Annotated in this window: 12 protein-coding genes, 2 tRNA genes and 3 rRNA genes; 8 read left to right on the plus strand and 9 right to left on the minus strand. The window is 60.0% G+C overall.

All coding sequences use genetic code 11. The features are described from left to right. The first annotated feature begins 131 nt into the window (after positions 1-131). Positions 132-1,289, plus strand: a complete 1,158-nt coding sequence (locus tag N5B55_RS13535) for an ABC transporter substrate-binding protein (RefSeq protein WP_065856117.1) — start codon at positions 132-134, stop codon at positions 1,287-1,289. Between the two features lie 50 nt (positions 1,290-1,339). Here N5B55_RS13535 and argE read toward each other — a convergent pair whose 3' ends face one another. Next, positions 1,340-2,542, minus strand: coding sequence for an acetylornithine deacetylase (gene argE, locus N5B55_RS13540; protein ID WP_304538441.1), 1,203 nt, complete (start codon positions 2,540-2,542; stop codon positions 1,340-1,342). 262 nt (positions 2,543-2,804) lie between these two features. On the opposite strand from argE, the gene N5B55_RS13545 reads away from it, so the two are divergent. Continuing rightward, a complete protein-coding gene (locus N5B55_RS13545) occupies positions 2,805-3,995 on the plus strand; it encodes a M20 aminoacylase family protein (protein ID WP_304538442.1) in 1,191 nt (396 codons plus the stop codon). A 177-nt stretch (positions 3,996-4,172) separates the two neighbouring features. On the opposite strand, the gene rrf is transcribed toward N5B55_RS13545, so the two are convergent. The 6 genes from rrf to N5B55_RS13575 all read right to left on the minus strand — a co-directional run bounded on the left by rrf (position 4,173) and on the right by N5B55_RS13575 (position 10,724). After that, positions 4,173-4,285 (minus strand): 5S ribosomal RNA (rrf, locus tag N5B55_RS13550). 117 nt (positions 4,286-4,402) lie between these two features. Continuing rightward, positions 4,403-7,281, minus strand: a 23S ribosomal RNA gene (locus N5B55_RS13555). A 266-nt stretch (positions 7,282-7,547) separates the two neighbouring features. Beyond that, positions 7,548-7,623, minus strand: a tRNA-Ala gene (locus tag N5B55_RS13560). Positions 7,624-7,659: 36 nt separating this feature from the next. Next, positions 7,660-7,736 (minus strand) — tRNA-Ile (locus N5B55_RS13565). A gap of 60 nt (positions 7,737-7,796) precedes the next feature. Continuing rightward, a 16S ribosomal RNA gene (locus N5B55_RS13570) occupies positions 7,797-9,334 on the minus strand. Together the 16S, 23S and 5S rRNA genes with 2 tRNA genes alongside form the textbook arrangement of a ribosomal RNA operon. Before the next feature lie 613 nt (positions 9,335-9,947). Then, positions 9,948-10,724, minus strand: a complete 777-nt coding sequence (locus N5B55_RS13575; protein ID WP_206274010.1) for an enoyl-CoA hydratase — start codon at positions 10,722-10,724, stop codon at positions 9,948-9,950. A gap of 83 nt (positions 10,725-10,807) precedes the next feature. Here N5B55_RS13575 and paaG point away from each other — a divergent pair, with 83 nt between their 5' ends. The 3 genes from paaG to paaK all read left to right on the plus strand — a co-directional run bounded on the left by paaG (position 10,808) and on the right by paaK (position 13,577). After that, the gene (gene paaG, locus N5B55_RS13580) at positions 10,808-11,596 is read left to right on the plus strand and encodes a 2-(1,2-epoxy-1,2-dihydrophenyl)acetyl-CoA isomerase PaaG (protein WP_009242010.1); all 789 of its coding nucleotides are present in this window, start codon (positions 10,808-10,810) and stop codon (positions 11,594-11,596) included. Between the two features lie 4 nt (positions 11,597-11,600). Then, on the plus strand, positions 11,601-12,068 hold the full coding sequence (paaI, locus tag N5B55_RS13585; RefSeq protein ID WP_254659096.1) for a hydroxyphenylacetyl-CoA thioesterase PaaI: 468 nt from the start codon (positions 11,601-11,603) through the stop codon (positions 12,066-12,068). 204 nt (positions 12,069-12,272) lie between these two features. Further along, positions 12,273-13,577, plus strand: coding sequence for a phenylacetate--CoA ligase PaaK (paaK, locus tag N5B55_RS13590; protein WP_154209248.1), 1,305 nt, complete (start codon positions 12,273-12,275; stop codon positions 13,575-13,577). Positions 13,578-13,589: 12 nt separating this feature from the next. Here the strand turns inward: paaK and mltA are convergent, their stop codons facing one another. After that, positions 13,590-14,744 (minus strand): murein transglycosylase A, encoded by a 1,155-nt coding sequence (mltA, locus tag N5B55_RS13595; protein WP_178961206.1) that lies wholly within the window; start codon positions 14,742-14,744, stop codon positions 13,590-13,592. Between the two features lie 74 nt (positions 14,745-14,818). Here mltA and N5B55_RS13600 point away from each other — a divergent pair, with 74 nt between their 5' ends. Next, on the plus strand, positions 14,819-15,052 hold the full coding sequence (locus N5B55_RS13600) for a hypothetical protein (RefSeq protein ID WP_012763037.1): 234 nt from the start codon (positions 14,819-14,821) through the stop codon (positions 15,050-15,052). 7 nt (positions 15,053-15,059) lie between these two features. Here the strand turns inward: N5B55_RS13600 and apaG are convergent, their stop codons facing one another. Continuing rightward, a complete protein-coding gene (gene apaG / locus N5B55_RS13605) occupies positions 15,060-15,434 on the minus strand; it encodes a Co2+/Mg2+ efflux protein ApaG (protein WP_065856131.1) in 375 nt (124 codons plus the stop codon). 143 nt (positions 15,435-15,577) lie between these two features. Here apaG and rpe point away from each other — a divergent pair, with 143 nt between their 5' ends. Together rpe and N5B55_RS13615 are read left to right on the plus strand one after the other, a co-directional pair. Continuing rightward, positions 15,578-16,303: a ribulose-phosphate 3-epimerase gene (gene rpe, locus N5B55_RS13610; protein WP_009242004.1), complete on the plus strand. Its 726-nt coding sequence runs from the start codon at positions 15,578-15,580 to the stop codon at positions 16,301-16,303. Beyond that, positions 16,300-17,031 carry a phosphoglycolate phosphatase gene (locus N5B55_RS13615; protein WP_304538443.1) on the plus strand — a complete coding sequence of 244 codons (732 nt, stop codon included), beginning with the start codon at positions 16,300-16,302 and terminating at the stop codon, positions 17,029-17,031. Before rpe ends, N5B55_RS13615 begins: the two co-directional genes overlap by 4 nt. The last annotated feature ends 129 nt before the right edge of the window (positions 17,032-17,160 follow it).

Consider the following 17,160-nt stretch of genomic DNA (forward strand, 5'->3'; position numbering starts at 1 on the left):
AGAATGCCGTGCACATCGCGCGGCTTCTCTGTCTCAAAAACGCTCAAAAGCGACGCAACCCGCCCGATTCTGTTTGCCTCCCCTGCCCGTTTAGCTATGATGCCGGGCAAATCAACTCTCGGGGGAGAGCAATGCAATCTCGCAGAATCACCGCGCTGCTGGCCATGTTCGCAGCGGGCATCATCGGCATGACTTGGAGCGGCGCACACGCTGAAACGGGCGTGACCAACGACGCAATCATCGTCGGCCAATCGGCCCCGATGAGCGGCCCGGCAGCACAGCTTGGCCAGCAGATGAACCGTGGCGCCCAGCTTTATTTCAACGCCGTCAATGCGGCAGGCGGCGTCAACGGTCGCAAGATCGAGCTGAAGGTGCTCGACGATTTCTACGAGCCCGATGCGACGGCCCGCAACACCAAGACACTGATCGACGACACAAAAGTCTTTGCACTGTTCGGCTATGTCGGCACACCGACCAGTCTGGCGGCGCTGAAGATCGCCAACCCCGCAGGCGTGCCGTTCTTTGCACCGTACTCGGGCGCAACAGCACTGCGAGAGCCCTTCGCGCGCAACGTGTTCCACGTGCGCGCCGGATACAACGACGAAACCGCCGCCATCGTCCAGCAGATCCGCACGACCGGCCTCAAGCGCATTGCCGTGGTCTACAACGACGATGCGTACGGCAAGGCGGGGCTCGATGGCGTGCAGCGCGCGCTGAAACTTCCCGCCAACCAGGGCGTGTCGCTGGCCGCACAGGCGAGCGTGGTGCGCAACACCACCGATGTGAAAGGCGCTGTCGGGACCGTGCTCGCGCAGAAACCGGACGCGATCGTCCTCATCAGCGCTTACCAGACGGTGGCTGCGCTGGTGAAAGGGGCGCAGGAACAGGGATACGCGGGGCAGTTCTACAACGTGTCGTTCGTTGGCACCAAGGCGCTGGCCAATACGTTGGGCAAGGCCGGCGGCGGCGTGATCATCTCGCAGGTGATGCCGTATCCGTATAGCGGTGCGTCGCCACTAGTGCGCGACTACCAGAAGCTGCTCAAGTCCGACGGCATTACCGATTTCGACTACGGAAGCATTGAAGGCTACGTCGCGGCGCGCGTCTTCGTTGAAGGTCTCAAGCGTGCTGGGCGCGACCTGACGCGTGAGAAGTTCATCGGGGCGCTGGAGTCGATGGGCAATTACGACGTCGGAGGGTTCAACGTCAACTTCTCGCCCTCCAACCACGTGGGCTCCAAGTTTGTTGAGATGACCATCATCAACTCGAACGGCCAAGTCATCCGCTGAACGGGCATCGCGACCAAAAAGAAACCGGGCCTTGTGCCCGGTTTTTTCGTTTAGGCCGGCTGCACTTGTGGCTGTTGCTGAGCGAGGCGCCGCATGAACGCTTCACACTGCGCGATCTGCGCGAGTTCGATGTACTCGTTCGGCTTGTGCGCCTGCTCGATGTTGCCGGGGCCGCAGACCACGCTCGGAATGCCTGCGCGGGAGAAAAGTCCCGCTTCCGTCCCATAGTCGACCTTGCCAACCGCGCCGCGGCTATCGGCCAACGCTTGCGCAAGCGCCACCAGCTCGTGCGACGGCGCGCTCGATAGCCCCGGCGTGTTGGCCTTCATCATGAAGCTGATGTCGGCGTCAGCAGAAATCTCGCGCATCTGCGGCAACAGCGTCTGGTGCGCATAACGTTCCACCTCGCCGAAAAGCCAGTCCGGATCGGTGCCCGGCAGATAGCGGAAATCGAAAGTGAATTCGCAATCGCGCGGGACCACGTTGGCGGCAATGCCGCCCTTGATCGTGCCCGTATTCAGCGTCGTGTGCGGCACGACGAAATCAACGTCGCGTGCCTCTTCTGCCGCCAGCCGCGCAGCCAGCGAACGAATATGGGCGATCAGCAGTGCAGCAAACTCGATCGCGTTCACGCCCTGGGGCGTCAACGCGGAATGCGCTTCCTTGCCTCGCACGCAGCATCGGTATTCACGCTTGCCCTTGTGCGCAATGATGGCGCGCATCGACGTGGGTTCGCCGACGATGCAACCGGCAGGCTGAATGCCGCCCGCCTCGAGGTCACGCAGCAGGCTGCGCACGCCGACGCAGCCGATCTCTTCGTCGTACGATAGCGAAAGATGAAAACTGGCGTCGCCCTCCGCCGCCATGAACGCCGGCACATTTGCGAGTGCAACGGCAATGAAGCTCTTCATGTCGGCCGTGCCACGCCCGTACAGGCGACCATCGCGGATTTGTGCGTCGAATGGGTCTGTATCCCAGGGTTGGCCATCGACGGGCACCACATCGGTATGCCCCGACAGCACGAGCCCCGGCTTGCGACCCGGCGACAGCGTCGCAAACAGATTCGCCTTGCCGCCCGTCGCGTCATATGTGAGCCGGCAATCCGCGCCCTGCGCCCGCAGGCGATCGCGCACCCACTCGATCAATCCGAGGTTCGAATTGCGGCTAACGGTGTCGAATGCCACCAGCGTGCGGATCAATTGCTGGACTTCATCGGAGGGCTGCGATGCAGCAGCGATAATGTCAGCAGACATGATGGGCTCAGAGTCGTTCACAAAGCGGGCAAAACCGCGGCGGGAAGCCGGCATCGGCCGCTCGGTCAATGGGCGAACCTCCAGTGTAGGCGTTTCGGTGGCATATCTTCATCGGTACGCGGGGGCGCTCGAACTGCGGCGTGAGGAAACCATACGCAGGTGCATGGACAGATCAAGCAATTGGCTGACAGCCGGTCGGAGATCGCCCTTCGGCGTATCATCGGACGTGACTCCGAACTTTCAGCCTGAATACGAGCATCCCATGAAGCTGATCCCAGAAATCCAAGCCGCGCAGCCTGAGATCCAGGCGCTGCGCCGCGACATTCACGCGCACCCAGAACTCTGCTTCGAAGAGCAGCGCACCTCCGATCTGGTCTCCGCAAAGCTCGCCGAATGGGGCATCGAAGTGCATCGGGGCCTTGGCAAAACCGGCCTGGTCGGTGTGATCCGCAACGGTGAAGGCAAGAGCATCGGCCTGCGCGCCGATATGGACGCCCTGCCGCTTGCGGAAGCCAACCAGTTCGAGCATCGCTCAAAGCACGACGGCAAGATGCACGCGTGCGGCCACGACGGCCACACGGCAATGCTGCTCGGCGCAGCACATTACTTGGCGAAGCACCGCAATTTCAGCGGCACCGTGAATCTGATTTTCCAGCCCGCCGAAGAAGGCGGCGGCGGCGCACGCGAGATGATCAAGGACGGGCTGTTCGATCGATTCCCGTGCGATGCCGTCTTCGGCCTGCATAACTGGCCGGGCGTGCCGGTCGGCGCATTCGGTACACGCGCTGGTGCCCTGATGGCATCGAGCAACGAATTCCGCATCACGATCAAGGGAAAGGGTGCGCACGCCGCGCTGCCACACAACGGCAACGATCCGGTGTTTGTGGGCGCTCAGGTGGTCTCTGCGCTACAGGGCATCATCACCCGCAACAAGCGGCCGATCGACACGGCAGTCCTTTCTGTCACCCAGTTCCACGCTGGCGATGCGACCAACATCATCCCGGACGAAGCGTGGATTGGCGGTACGGTACGCACATTCTCGACAGAGGTCCTCGACTTGATCGAACGTCGCATGGAAGAAGTCTCGAAGGGCATCGCCTCCGCATACGATTGCACTGTCGACTTCATCTTCCATCGCAACTATCCCCCGACCGTCAACACGGAAGCCGAAACGCAGTTCGCAGCGGCAGTCATGCGCGAGCTCGTGGGCGCAGATAACGTTGACGCCAATATCGACCCGACCATGGGCGCTGAAGATTTCTCGTTCATGCTGATCGAGAAGCCGGGTTGCTTCGCCTTCATCGGCAACGGCGATGGGGACCACCGCGAGCAAGGGCATGGGCTCGGGCCGTGCATGCTGCACAACCCCAGTTACGATTTCAATGATGAATTGCTGCCGCTTGGCGCCACCTATTGGGTTCGTCTTGTCGAGAAATTTTTGGCACGTAGCTAGTCAGCCGCTTGCATCAGTAATACGAACCGATTGAGCAACGGAGGCTCGTTCCACGCAGCAATGAGCCGATCTGGTTCACCGGACCAAGATGTGCCAGGAGAAGCCGGGTATCGAAGCTGAGCGCGCAAAGACAAACACCCCAGCGCAAAGATTGAGCTGGGGTGTTGTATGGGGAGAGCCTGGCGATGACCTACTTTCACACGGGAATCCGCACTATCATCGGCGCGGAGTCGTTTCACGGTCCTGTTCGGGATGGGAAGGGGTGGTACCGACTCGCTATGGTCACCAGGCTATGACTTGTTGCCACGTTGACGGGGTCAACGCGACCAATATGGGAATGTAGATTTGGGGTTGTGAGTGATGTGTATCAGGCACAAGGCGGACCCAGCCGGAAACATACCGGTTATAGGATCAAGCCGCACGGGCAATTAGTACTGGTTAGCTGAACGCATTACTGCGCTTCCACACCCAGCCTATCAACGTCCTGGTCTCGAACGACCCTTCAGGGAGATCAAGTCTCCAGGGAATCCTCATCTTCAGGCAAGTTTCCCGCTTAGATGCTTTCAGCGGTTATCTCTTCCGTACATAGCTACCCTGCGATGCCTCTGGCGAGACAACAGGTACACCAGCGGTACGTCCACTCCGGTCCTCTCGTACTAGGAGCAGCCCCCGTCAAGATTCCAACGCCCACGGCAGATAGGGACCAAACTGTCTCACGACGTTTTAAACCCAGCTCACGTACCTCTTTAAATGGCGAACAGCCATACCCTTGGGACCGGCTACAGCCCCAGGATGAGATGAGCCGACATCGAGGTGCCAAACACCGCCGTCGATATGAACTCTTGGGCGGTATCAGCCTGTTATCCCCAGAGTACCTTTTATCCGTTGAGCGATGGCCCTTCCATACAGAACCACCGGATCACTATGTCCTGCTTTCGCACCTGCTCGACTTGTCGGTCTCGCAGTTAAGCACGCTTTTGCCATTGCACTTTAGGTACGATGTCCGACCGTACCAAGCGTACCTTCGAACTCCTCCGTTACACTTTGGGAGGAGACCGCCCCAGTCAAACTGCCTACCATGCACTGTCCCCGACCCGGATTCACGGGCCAAGGTTAGAACCTCAAACAAACCAGGGTGGTATTTCAAGGACGGCTCCACCGAAACTAGCGTCCCGGTTTCAAAGCCTCCCACCTATCCTACACAGATCGGTTCAAAGTCCAATGCAAAGCTACAGTAAAGGTTCATGGGGTCTTTCCGTCTAGCCGCGGGGAGATTGCATCATCACAAACACTTCAACTTCGCTGAGTCTCGGGAGGAGACAGTGTGGCCATCGTTACGCCATTCGTGCAGGTCGGAACTTACCCGACAAGGAATTTCGCTACCTTAGGACCGTTATAGTTACGGCCGCCGTTTACCGGGACTTCAATCAAGAGCTTGCACCCCATCATTTAATCTTCCGGCACCGGGCAGGCGTCACACCCTATACGTCCACTTTCGTGTTTGCAGAGTGCTGTGTTTTTATTAAACAGTCGCAGCCACCATTTTATTGCAACCCCTTCGTCCTTCTGGCGCGAGCCAGTCAAACTACAAGGGCGTACCTTATCCCGAAGTTACGGTACCAATTTGCCGAGTTCCTTCTCCCGAGTTCTCTCAAGCGCCTTAGAATACTCATCTCGCCCACCTGTGTCGGTTTGCGGTACGGTCTCGTATGACTGAAGCTTAGAGGCTTTTCTTGGAACCACTTCCAATTGCTTCGCGACCTAAAGTCGCTCGCCCCACACCCTTGAATCACGCACCCGGATTTGCCTAAGTGCCATCTCCAATGCAGGGACCGGGACATCCAACACCCGGACAACCTTCCGCGATCCGTCCCCCCATCGCATCATACGACGGTGCAGGAATATTAACCTGCTTCCCATCAGCTACGCATCTCTGCCTCGCCTTAGGGGCCGACTCACCCTACGCCGATGAACGTTGCGTAGGAAACCTTGGGCTTACGGCGAGGGGGCCTTTCACCCCCTTTATCGCTACTCATGTCAGCATTCGCACTTCTGATACCTCCAGCATCCTTTACAAGACACCTTCACAGGCTTACAGAACGCTCTCCTACCATGCACTTACGTGCATCCGCAGCTTCGGTATATTGCTTAGCCCCGTTACATCTTCCGCGCAGGACGACTCGATCAGTGAGCTATTACGCTTTCTTTAAAGGGTGGCTGCTTCTAAGCCAACCTCCTGACTGTTTTAGCCTTCCCACTTCGTTTCCCACTTAGCAATATTTAGGGACCTTAGCTGGCGGTCTGGGTTGTTTCCCTCTTGACACCGGACGTTAGCACCCGATGTCTGTCTCCCGTGATTGCACTCTTCGGTATTCGGAGTTTGCTATGGCGGGGTAATCAGCAATAGACCCCCCAACCATGACAGTGCTCTACCCCCGAAGGTGAGACACGAGGCACTACCTAAATAGTTTTCGGAGAGAACCAGCTATTTCCAAGTTTGTTTAGCCTTTCACCCCTATCCACAGCTCATCCCCTAACTTTTCAACGTTAGTGGGTTCGGTCCTCCAGTACGTGTTACCGCACCTTCAACCTGGCCATGGATAGATCACTTGGTTTCGGGTCTACACCCAGCGACTGAACGCCCTATTCGGACTCGCTTTCGCTACGCCTTCCCTAATCGGTTAAGCTTGCCACTGAATGTAAGTCGCTGACCCATTATACAAAAGGTACGCCGTCACCCGTTTCCAGGCTCCGACTGTTTGTATGCATGCGGTTTCAGGATCTATTTCACTCCCCTCCCGGGGTTCTTTTCGCCTTTCCCTCACGGTACTGGTTCACTATCGGTCGATTACGAGTATTTAGCCTTGGAGGATGGTCCCCCCATCTTCAGACAGGATTTCACGTGTCCCGCCCTACTTGTCGTACACCTAGTTCCACAATACTGTTTTCGCATACGGGGCTATCACCCACTATGGCCGGACTTTCCATTCCGCTTTGCTAACAATACTGCTAAAGAGTACAAGGCTGATCCCATTTCGCTCGCCACTACTTTGGGAATCTCGGTTGATTTCTGTTCCTGCAGCTACTTAGATGTTTCAGTTCACTGCGTTCGCTTCTGTTACCTATGTATTCAGTAACAGATGACCCATACGGGCCGGGTTTCCCCATTCGGATATCTGCGGATCAAAGCTCGTTTGCCAGCTCCCCGCAGCTTTTCGCAGGCTACTACGTCCTTCATCGCCTGTAATCGCCAAGGCATCCACCACATGCACTTATTCGCTTGACCCTATAACGAGTATGTCTCGCTATAGGCTGAGTTCTCGCGTTGTGCCGTATTCCAAGACAATCTCATCGATTGCTCTGGTAATACTGGTTGATACAATCACAACCCAGTGTCGCGTTTTATATGTGCGCCTCATCAACGCACCGCGACACCTTTACTACATTCCATATTGTTAAAGAACAGCCGAACTTTTACGCTCGTCTTGGCTAGGCCAAACGCAAACACCATCGACACCGCGTCGATGCTTGCGTTTGGTAACCAAAAGGTAATGGTGGAGGATGACGGGATCGAACCGACGACCCCCTGCTTGCAAAGCAGGTGCTCTCCCAGCTGAGCTAATCCCCCAGTCACGGCAGAGAACTTCTTCCACCGTCCGTAACTTGGTGGGTCTGGTAGGACTTGAACCTACGACCCCCGCCTTATCAAGACGGTGCTCTAACCACCTGAGCTACAGACCCTTGGCTGTAACATCAAACAAACCGATAAGTGTGGACGCCTAACGTCGGATGCACGCTCTTAAAGGAGGTGATCCAGCCGCACCTTCCGATACGGCTACCTTGTTACGACTTCACCCCAGTCATGAACCCTACCGTGGTAATCGCCCTCCTTGCGGTTAGGCTAACTACTTCTGGTAAAGCCCACTCCCATGGTGTGACGGGCGGTGTGTACAAGACCCGGGAACGTATTCACCGCGGCATGCTGATCCGCGATTACTAGCGATTCCAGCTTCACGTAGTCGAGTTGCAGACTACGATCCGGACTACGATGCATTTTCTGGGATTAGCTCCACCTCGCGGCTTGGCAACCCTCTGTATGCACCATTGTATGACGTGTGAAGCCCTACCCATAAGGGCCATGAGGACTTGACGTCATCCCCACCTTCCTCCGGTTTGTCACCGGCAGTCTCTCTAGAGTGCCCTTTCGTAGCAACTAGAGACAAGGGTTGCGCTCGTTGCGGGACTTAACCCAACATCTCACGACACGAGCTGACGACAGCCATGCAGCACCTGTGTCCACTTTCTCTTTCGAGCACCTAATGCATCTCTGCTTCGTTAGTGGCATGTCAAGGGTAGGTAAGGTTTTTCGCGTTGCATCGAATTAATCCACATCATCCACCGCTTGTGCGGGTCCCCGTCAATTCCTTTGAGTTTTAATCTTGCGACCGTACTCCCCAGGCGGTCAACTTCACGCGTTAGCTACGTTACTAAGGAAATGAATCCCCAACAACTAGTTGACATCGTTTAGGGCGTGGACTACCAGGGTATCTAATCCTGTTTGCTCCCCACGCTTTCGTGCATGAGCGTCAGTGTTATCCCAGGGGGCTGCCTTCGCCATCGGTATTCCTCCACATCTCTACGCATTTCACTGCTACACGTGGAATTCTACCCCCCTCTGACACACTCTAGCCGTGCAGTCACCAATGCAATTCCCAAGTTAAGCTCGGGGATTTCACATCGGTCTTGCACAACCGCCTGCGCACGCTTTACGCCCAGTAATTCCGATTAACGCTTGGACCCTACGTATTACCGCGGCTGCTGGCACGTAGTTAGCCGGTCCTTATTCTTCCGGTACCGTCATCGACCCCAGGTATTAACCAGAGCCATTTCTTTCCGGACAAAAGTGCTTTACAACCCGAAGGCCTTCTTCACACACGCGGCATTGCTGGATCAGGCTTTCGCCCATTGTCCAAAATTCCCCACTGCTGCCTCCCGTAGGAGTCTGGGCCGTGTCTCAGTCCCAGTGTGGCTGATCGTCCTCTCAGACCAGCTACTGATCGTCGCCTTGGTGAGCCTTTACCTCACCAACTAGCTAATCAGACATCGGCCGCTCCTATAGCATGAGGCCTTGCGGTCCCCCACTTTCACCCTCAGGTCGTATGCGGTATTAGCTAATCTTTCGACTAGTTATCCCCCACTACAGGGCACGTTCCGATGTATTACTCACCCGTTCGCCACTCGCCATCAATCTAGCAAGCTAGATCATGCTGCCGTTCGACTTGCATGTGTAAGGCATGCCGCCAGCGTTCAATCTGAGCCAGGATCAAACTCTTCAGTTCAATCTGCTGTTTTCGCTCTTTACGAGCGGTCGCTCACTCTCAGAATCTGACTTGAACTTTCGTTCAAACCTTACTTCTGTGCGAGCACTTCATTACTTGTTAGCTAGCGGATCGAAATCCGCCGCACCCAGTATTAAGCGCCCACACTTATCGGCTGTTTGCTTGTTAAAGAACTTCGCGATCAACTTTGTTCACCGCGTCGCTGCGTTGTCTGCAGCAGAGAAACGAGATTATGCAGAGCTTTTTCGTCGCTGTCAACAACTCGTCGAAGATTTTTTATCCACCAACGCGCCGCCAACCACCACCGAATCCCCAGCCAATCGCCAACCACCCAATCGACCGCAAACCCGCTCCACTCCTGCTTCTCCACCACCCAACACCACCACCGTCACTTACGTTTCGGCGCTGTGTTTTGCAGCGAGGGGCGAACTATAGGCGGGTTCCCGTTGCTTGGCAACACCTTTGTCGTGACGGGTTGATGACGACTTCATGAAGAATAGCCGCCAGCCCAGTCTACGCATGGGATTGCGGCCGCAAAAGACTCGCAACACACGGCCCGAGATACCCGATGTCATTACTCGGGTATTCCCGAGGTCACCCGGCTGGACTGTCCTTATTGGTGCTTGAACGTGGCCGCACGCTTCTCGACGAACGCGCGCATGCCTTCCTTCTGGTCTTCCGTGGCGAACGTGGCATGGAACAGTCGGCGCTCCAGATGCACGCCCTCGCTAAGCGAAGTCTCGTAGGCCGCGTTGATCGACTCTTTGATCATCATGACCGTGGGCAGCGAGAACCCGGCAATGGTCTCTGCGGCCTGGATGGCTTCGTCGAGCAGCTTGTCGGCGGGGATGACGCGCGAGACCAGGCCCGCGCGCTCAGCTTCCTCGGCGCCCATCATGCGGGCCGTCAAGCAGAGGTCCATGGCCTTGGCTTTGGAGACGGCGCGCGGCAGGCGCTGCGTGCCGCCTGCGCCGGGCATGGTGCCGAGCTTGATTTCCGGCTGGCCGAACTTGGCGGTATCGGCGGCGAGGATGATGTCGCACATCATGGCCAGTTCGCAGCCGCCGCCGAGCGCGTAGCCGGCCACCGCGGCGATCACCGGCTTGCGGATGCGGCGGATGGTTTCCCAGTTGCGCGTGATGTATTCGTTCTTATAGACGGTGGCGAAGTCGTAGTCGGCCATGGCGCCGATATCTGCGCCCGCGGCAAACGCCTTTTCACTGCCGGTGATGACGATCGCCCCGATATTGGCATCGGCATCGAAGGCAAGCAGCGCGGCGCCAAGTTCATCCATCAGCGCATCGTTGAGGGCATTGAGCGCCTTCGGACGATTGAGCGTAATAAGACCGACGCGACCGCGCGTTTCGACCAGAATGTTTTCGTAGGACATGGAAGCTCCAGTTGGAATGGATGTAATATTAGCCGACCAACCGGTCGGTTAATCAATGAACCGATGACCGAGGAGGAGACAAGATGACCAGCCCGACCATTCTGCTTGACTGGCATGAACATGTGGCCACCATCACGCTGAACCGGCCCGATCAGCTCAACAGCTTCACGGCCGGCATGCACCGGGAACTGCGCGACGCGCTGGACAAGGTGGAGCGCCAGCGCGCCCGCGCCTTGATCCTGACCGGTGCGGGCCGCGGCTTCTGCGCGGGGCAGGATCTCTCGGAACTCAATGTCACGCCAGGGCAGATGACCGACCTGGGCCAGCTCATCGACGAGCAATTCAACCCACTGGTGCGCCGTCTGCGCGCCATGCCCCTGCCCGTGATTGCCGCCGTGAATGGCGTGGCCGCCGGCGCGGGCGCCAACCTGGCACTGGCGTGCGACATCGTGATGGCGGCCGAGAACGCGTGCTTCCTACAAGCCTTCGTAAAGATCGGCCTGCTGCCGGATTCGGGCGGGACGTGGTTCCTGCCGCAGCGCATCGGGGTGGCACGGGCGATGGGGCTGGCAATGCTGGGGGAGAAGCTCGACGCCAAGACCGCGCTCGCCTGGGGGCTGATCTGGGGCGTCTATCACGACGCAAAAATTCTGATGACTGAGGTGAACTGCATGGCCGACCACCTGGCCAAGCAGCCGACACGGGCGCTGGCCGCCATCAAGCGCGCCATGCATGCGGCGCCCACACAGTCGCTGGACGCCCAGCTTGATCTGGAGCGCGACTTGCAGCGCGAACTCGGCAATTCCCGCGACTATGCAGAGGGGGTCGACGCGTTCCTCAACAAGCGCGTGGCGCATTTCACCGGCGAATAAGGACATCAGCGTGACAGAAACGACCCTCCACGATGCGCAGGCCCTGGCCGAAGCGGCCTGCAAAAGCATGTTCGACGCTGATGCCTGCACCCGCTGGCTCGGCATGCGCGTGGAGGCGGTCGCGCCCGGCTATGCACGGCTGTCCATGGCGGTGCGGCCTGAATTCCTCAACGGGCATCGCACCTGCCATGGTGGGCTCATCTTCACGCTCGCCGACTCGGCTTTTGCGTTTGCCTGCAACAGCCACAACCACAACACGGTGGCGGCTGGTTGCAGCGTCGAATTCCTGCGCCCGGCACATGGCGGCGATGTGCTCGTCGCCGAGGCAACCGAGCAGGTGTTATCCGGTCGCCATGGTATCTACGACGTACGCGTAACAAACCAAGCCGGCGAGGTGGTCGCCATGTTTCGAGGGAAGTCCGCGCAGATTCGCGGCCCAGTCATTCCGGTCACTGGCAGCGCAGAACCCTAGTTCGACTTCGATATAAAGCCTCCCACAAAACCGCATTCACCATTAGAGGACGCCTCAGAACCTGTTCACGATCCGTAGCGAGCGGCCCGAGGTTGGCCCGAGAAGCGCAACCGTACATGGGTACGGTGAGCATCGCAGGGCCAAGATCGGGACGCGCAGTAAGATCGTGAGCAGGTTCGCACGACGGCGCCCCGAGGAGACCACATGCGCCCCCGCTCGACCGACCTGCCGCTCGATCCGATCGAGACCGCCAGCCGCGACGCCATCCAGGCTCTGCAGCTTGAACGCCTGAAGCGCAGCCTCGCGCATGCGTACGAGAACGTGCCCGCCTACCGGGCCAAGTTCGACGCGGCGGGCGTGCATCCGTCGGACTTGCGATCGCTTGCCGATCTGGCGAGGTTTCCGTTCACCACCAAAACCGATCTGCGCGACAACTATCCGTTCGGCATGTTTGCGGTGCCGCAGGACCGGATCGCACGCATCCACGCGTCGTCGGGTACGACCGGCAAACCCACGGTCGTCGGCTACACGCTGGCGGACATCGATACATGGGCCGGCTTGGTGGCGCGCTCGATCCGGGCGGCGGGCGCCCGGCGCGGCGACAAGGTTCACGTGAGCTACGGCTACGGCCTGTTCACCGGGGGCCTGGGCGCGCATTACGGCGTGGAGCGTGCGGGGCTGACAGCCATCCCGTTCGGCGGCGGACAGACCGAGCGGCAAGTGCAGCTCATCAACGATTTTCAGCCGCAGATCATCATGGTGACGCCCAGCTACATGCTGGCGATTGCCGACGAGTTCGAGCGCCAGGGGATGGACCCGGCGGCGTCAAGCCTGCAGATCGGCATCTTCGGCGCCGAACCATGGACACCCGAGATGCGCAGCGCCATCGAAGCGCGCATGGGGCTTTCAGCGGTCGATATCTACGGCCTGTCAGAAGTGATGGGACCCGGCGTCGCCAGCGAATGCGCCGAAACCAAGGACGGCCCGACCATCTGGGAAGACCATTTCTATCCAGAGATCATCGATCCGGAAACCGGCGAGGTGCTGCCCGACGGCGAATTCGGCGAACTGGTCTTCACGTCGCTGACCAAGGAAGCGATGCCCGTGGTGCGCTATCGCACGCGCGATCTGACGCGTCTATTGCCGGGCACCGCCCGCCCGGGCTTCCGGCGCATGGAAAAAATCACCGGCCGCTGCGACGACATGATGATCGTGCGCGGTGTGAACGTGTTCCCATCGCAGATCGAGGAATTGATCCTCAAGCACGCGGCGCTGTCACCGCACTATCAATGCGTGCTCGGCAAGGAAGGACCGCTGGATACGCTGACGGTGCGGATCGAGGCGGCGCTGGGCGTGCCGGCTGACGCGGCCCAGTCGGCGAGCAGCCAACTGGCGCACGACATCAAATCGTTGATTGGGGTGACCGCCGCGATCGAGACGCTCGCCAGCGGCGGAATCGAGCGGTCAGTCGGCAAGGCGCGCCGCGTGGTGGACTTGCGGCGCGGTTAGTCCGTGTCCGTCCTAGCGGGTGGCGACGCCGACGCTGCCGCCCTTCGGAACGAGCACCCACAGGCGCCCCGCCTGCTTCATGCGCCCGGCCAGATCGCCGGCAGCATCGCCATGGCCAAAGTAATAGTCGGCTCGCACGGCACCGCGAATGGCCGATCCCACGTCCTGCGCAAACACGAGCTTCTGGATCGGATCGGTCGACAGCGGCTTGGTCGTCGACAGGAATACCGGCGAGCCCAGCGGAATGTAGGTCGGATCAACGGCGATCGAGCGTTCGTCCGTGAGCGGCACGCCCAGCTTGCCGATCGGGCCGCCCGTGTTGCCGGGCGTCTCGGCAAAGAACACGTAGCGCGGATTGATGTTGAGCATCTCTTCCACACGACTTGGATTGGCGCGCGCCCAGGCCTTGATGCCCTGCATGGTCGCCTGTACGGGTGTGATCTCACCCATGTCGAGCAGCCAGCGCGCAAATGAGCGGAACGGCTGGTTGTTCGTACCACCCACGCCCAGGCGCATGATGCCGCCCTCTTCCAACTGGACCTGGCCCGAACCCTGGATCTGTAGGAACGCCGCTTCGACCGGATCGTCCACCCAGACAATTTCTTGCCCCTGAAGCGCCGGACTGCGGATCAATTGCGCGCGCGCCGGCAGCGTCTTGCCGCGCCATGCAGCGGGCATGCGGTACAGCGGCGTCTGATAGACCCCGTGGCGGGTGCGCGAGCCGCGCAGCAGCGGTTCGTAGTAACCGGTGATGAGGCCGCTGTCGGTGCCGTCCTCTTTCACCACGCGATACGGCGTGAAGTTGTCTTCAAAGAAGACTCGCATGGCGATCGGGTCGCCGGCATCGACCATCAGGCCAGCGGCGCACACGCGCGACCAATCGGCGCGGCGCTTCATCGCCTGGCAGTTGGATTGGAGCGCGGGCCAGGCAGAGGCGAGGTCATCGGCGGTCCAGCCGGCCACATCGGCCCAGGTGGCGGGGGCCAGATGCCCGCCGAGCGTGCCGGTGGGCGCTTGCGGCGTTTCGACGCGCGGCGGAGGCCCGCTCGTGCAGGCTGCCAGCATTGCGGCGACCAGGGCTGCGGCAAAGGAACCAAACCGGGCAGCCCATCGGCGGCGCAGAGCGTTGCGGGCTGGTGTCAATGCGTCCAAGGTTGCTGCTGTCATGCGTGTTTCATCCTGTCCGGTGCGGCTGCGGGCTTGGCTACAATGCCTCGCACCCGAGCTTCCCACCGTCGACCATGAGCCAATTCTTTGAAAACCATCCGATGATGCTGTTCGGCCTGGAGGCCGGCGTGGCGCTGTTCCTGCTGATCTTCATCGTGATCTGGACCATGTCGGGCGCCAAGAAGCATCCGCGCCCGCTGCGTGCGCCTCCCGACCACCCGTCGCGCCACAGCGACGCAGCCAAGCCTTCGCAATCGACCGAAGCGGCGCCAAAAGATTCTCAAGCCGCCAATTCCGACGCGCCCTGATTCCCGATCAGTGCAGCATGCGCGGCATCACCAGCGCAAATTCGGGGATGGGCGCCTCGAAACGGTGGCCGTCTTCCGCCACGCAGAAGTATTCGCCGCGCATCGTGCCCACGGGCGTCTTGATGGTCGCCCAGCTCGTGTATTCGAACGACTCGCCCGGCGGCAGCAGCGGCTGGTGGCCGACCACGCCCAGGCCGTTCACTTCCTGCACCCGCTCGTCGGCGTCGGTAATCACCCAGTGGCGGGAAATGAGCTGGCTCGGCACGTCGCCGGTGTTGCGGATGGTGATGGTGTAGGCGAAGGCGTAGTTGCCCTGCTCGGGCTCGGATTGCTCCGGCAGATAGCGCGTCCGGACCTGGACGGTGAGTTCGTAGCTGGGCATGTCGATCCACAATCAGAATTGGCGCCCATTGTGCGGCATGGCCGTGGCAGCGGCAAGGCGCGGGCAGACAGCCGATCCGGCTAAAATAGCGCCCTTCTTTGCGCATTCGCGTGAAAGTTCGCGCGCCTTATCCGTCTCCCATCATGTCCGCAGCCATCGATCCGTCCGGTTTCCGCATCGCCCCGTCCATCCTGTCCGCCGACTTTGCCCGCCTGGGCGAAGAAGTGCGCCGCGTGCTCGAATCGGGCGCCGACTGGATTCACTTCGATGTGATGGACAACCACTATGTGCCGAACCTGACTGTCGGGCCGCTGGTTTGCGAGGCGATCCGCCCACACGCGCAAAAGGACGGCAAGCCGGTGCCGATCGACGTGCACCTGATGGTCAGCCCGGTTGATCGCATCATTCCGGACTTTGCCAAGGCCGGCGCCGACCTGATCACGTTCCACCCGGAAGCTTCCGAGCACATCGACCGCTCGCTCGCGCTGATCCGCGACAACGGCTGCAAGGCCGGCCTCGTCTTCAACCCGGCCACGCCGCTGCACTATCTTGACCACGTGATGGATCGCCTGGACATGGTGCTGATCATGTCGGTCAACCCGGGTTTTGGCGGCCAGTCGTTCATCCCGGAGGCGCTGAACAAGCTGCGCGCCGTTCGCCAGAAGCTTGACGCATACCAAGACAAGACCGGCCGAAAGATCCTGCTTGAGATTGACGGCGGGGTGAAGGCCGACAACATCGCCGAGATTGCCAAGGCCGGCGCCGACACCTTCGTCGCGGGTTCGGCCGTCTTCGGCAAGCCGGATGCGGATGGCGGCTACCGGGGCACCGTGGGGGCGTTGCGCCAAGCGCTGGCCTCCCTGGCATGACGACGGGCGTGCTACCCGCCGGCCCCGTTCGCGCCGTCATCATCGACCTCGACGGGACGATGGTCGACACGGCGGGCGACTTCCACGCCGCCATCAATGCGATGCTCGAGGCGCTTGGCGCCACCCCGGACATGCCGGCCGAGGAAGTGGTCGGCTACGTCGGCAAGGGCTCGGAAAATCTGGTGCGGCGCGTGCTGGATGCGCGCCTGCCACCCGCCCAGGCCAACAGCCGCTTTGCCGAAGGGCTGGACGCGTACCAACGCGCCTACATCGCCATCAACGGTCAATACGTGAACGTGTATGAAGGTGTGCGCGAGGGGCTGGCTGCGCTGTGCGACATGGGTCTCTCCCTCGCGTGCGTGACGAACAAGCCACACGATTTTACGCAGCCGCTTCTGGCACAACTCGGCCTGGACACGTATTTCGACCTGGTCTACCCAGGCGACGCCTTCCAATATCGCAAGCCCGATCCGTACCCCATGCTGCGGGTGGCCGAGGCATTTGGCGTGGCGCCGGCTGAAATCGTGGCCATCGGCGACTCCGAAAACGACGCCCGCGCGGCCCGTGCCGCCGGCATGCGCGTGCTGGCGGTGCCGTATGGCTACAACCACGGCCAGCCTATACAGGGCGCGGGAGCCGATGCTATAGTCGACACACTTTTTGCGGCAGCCGAGTTGATCCGGCCCTATGCAGAGCCACACAACGCCGTCTCTGCCGCTTCCAACTGACGATCCATGTTCCTGAATCGCAAACGCGTCGACGCTGGTGGTGACCGGGGGGCTTGGCCCTGGCGGCCCTGGCACGCCCTCGTCCGGGCGTAAGCGTTTGCACGGCTGCTGATCGTTCTTCCTCGGTTT

It is taken from the genome of Ralstonia pickettii, assembly GCF_030582395.1.
GTDB classification, from domain to species: domain Bacteria; phylum Pseudomonadota; class Gammaproteobacteria; order Burkholderiales; family Burkholderiaceae; genus Ralstonia; species Ralstonia pickettii_D.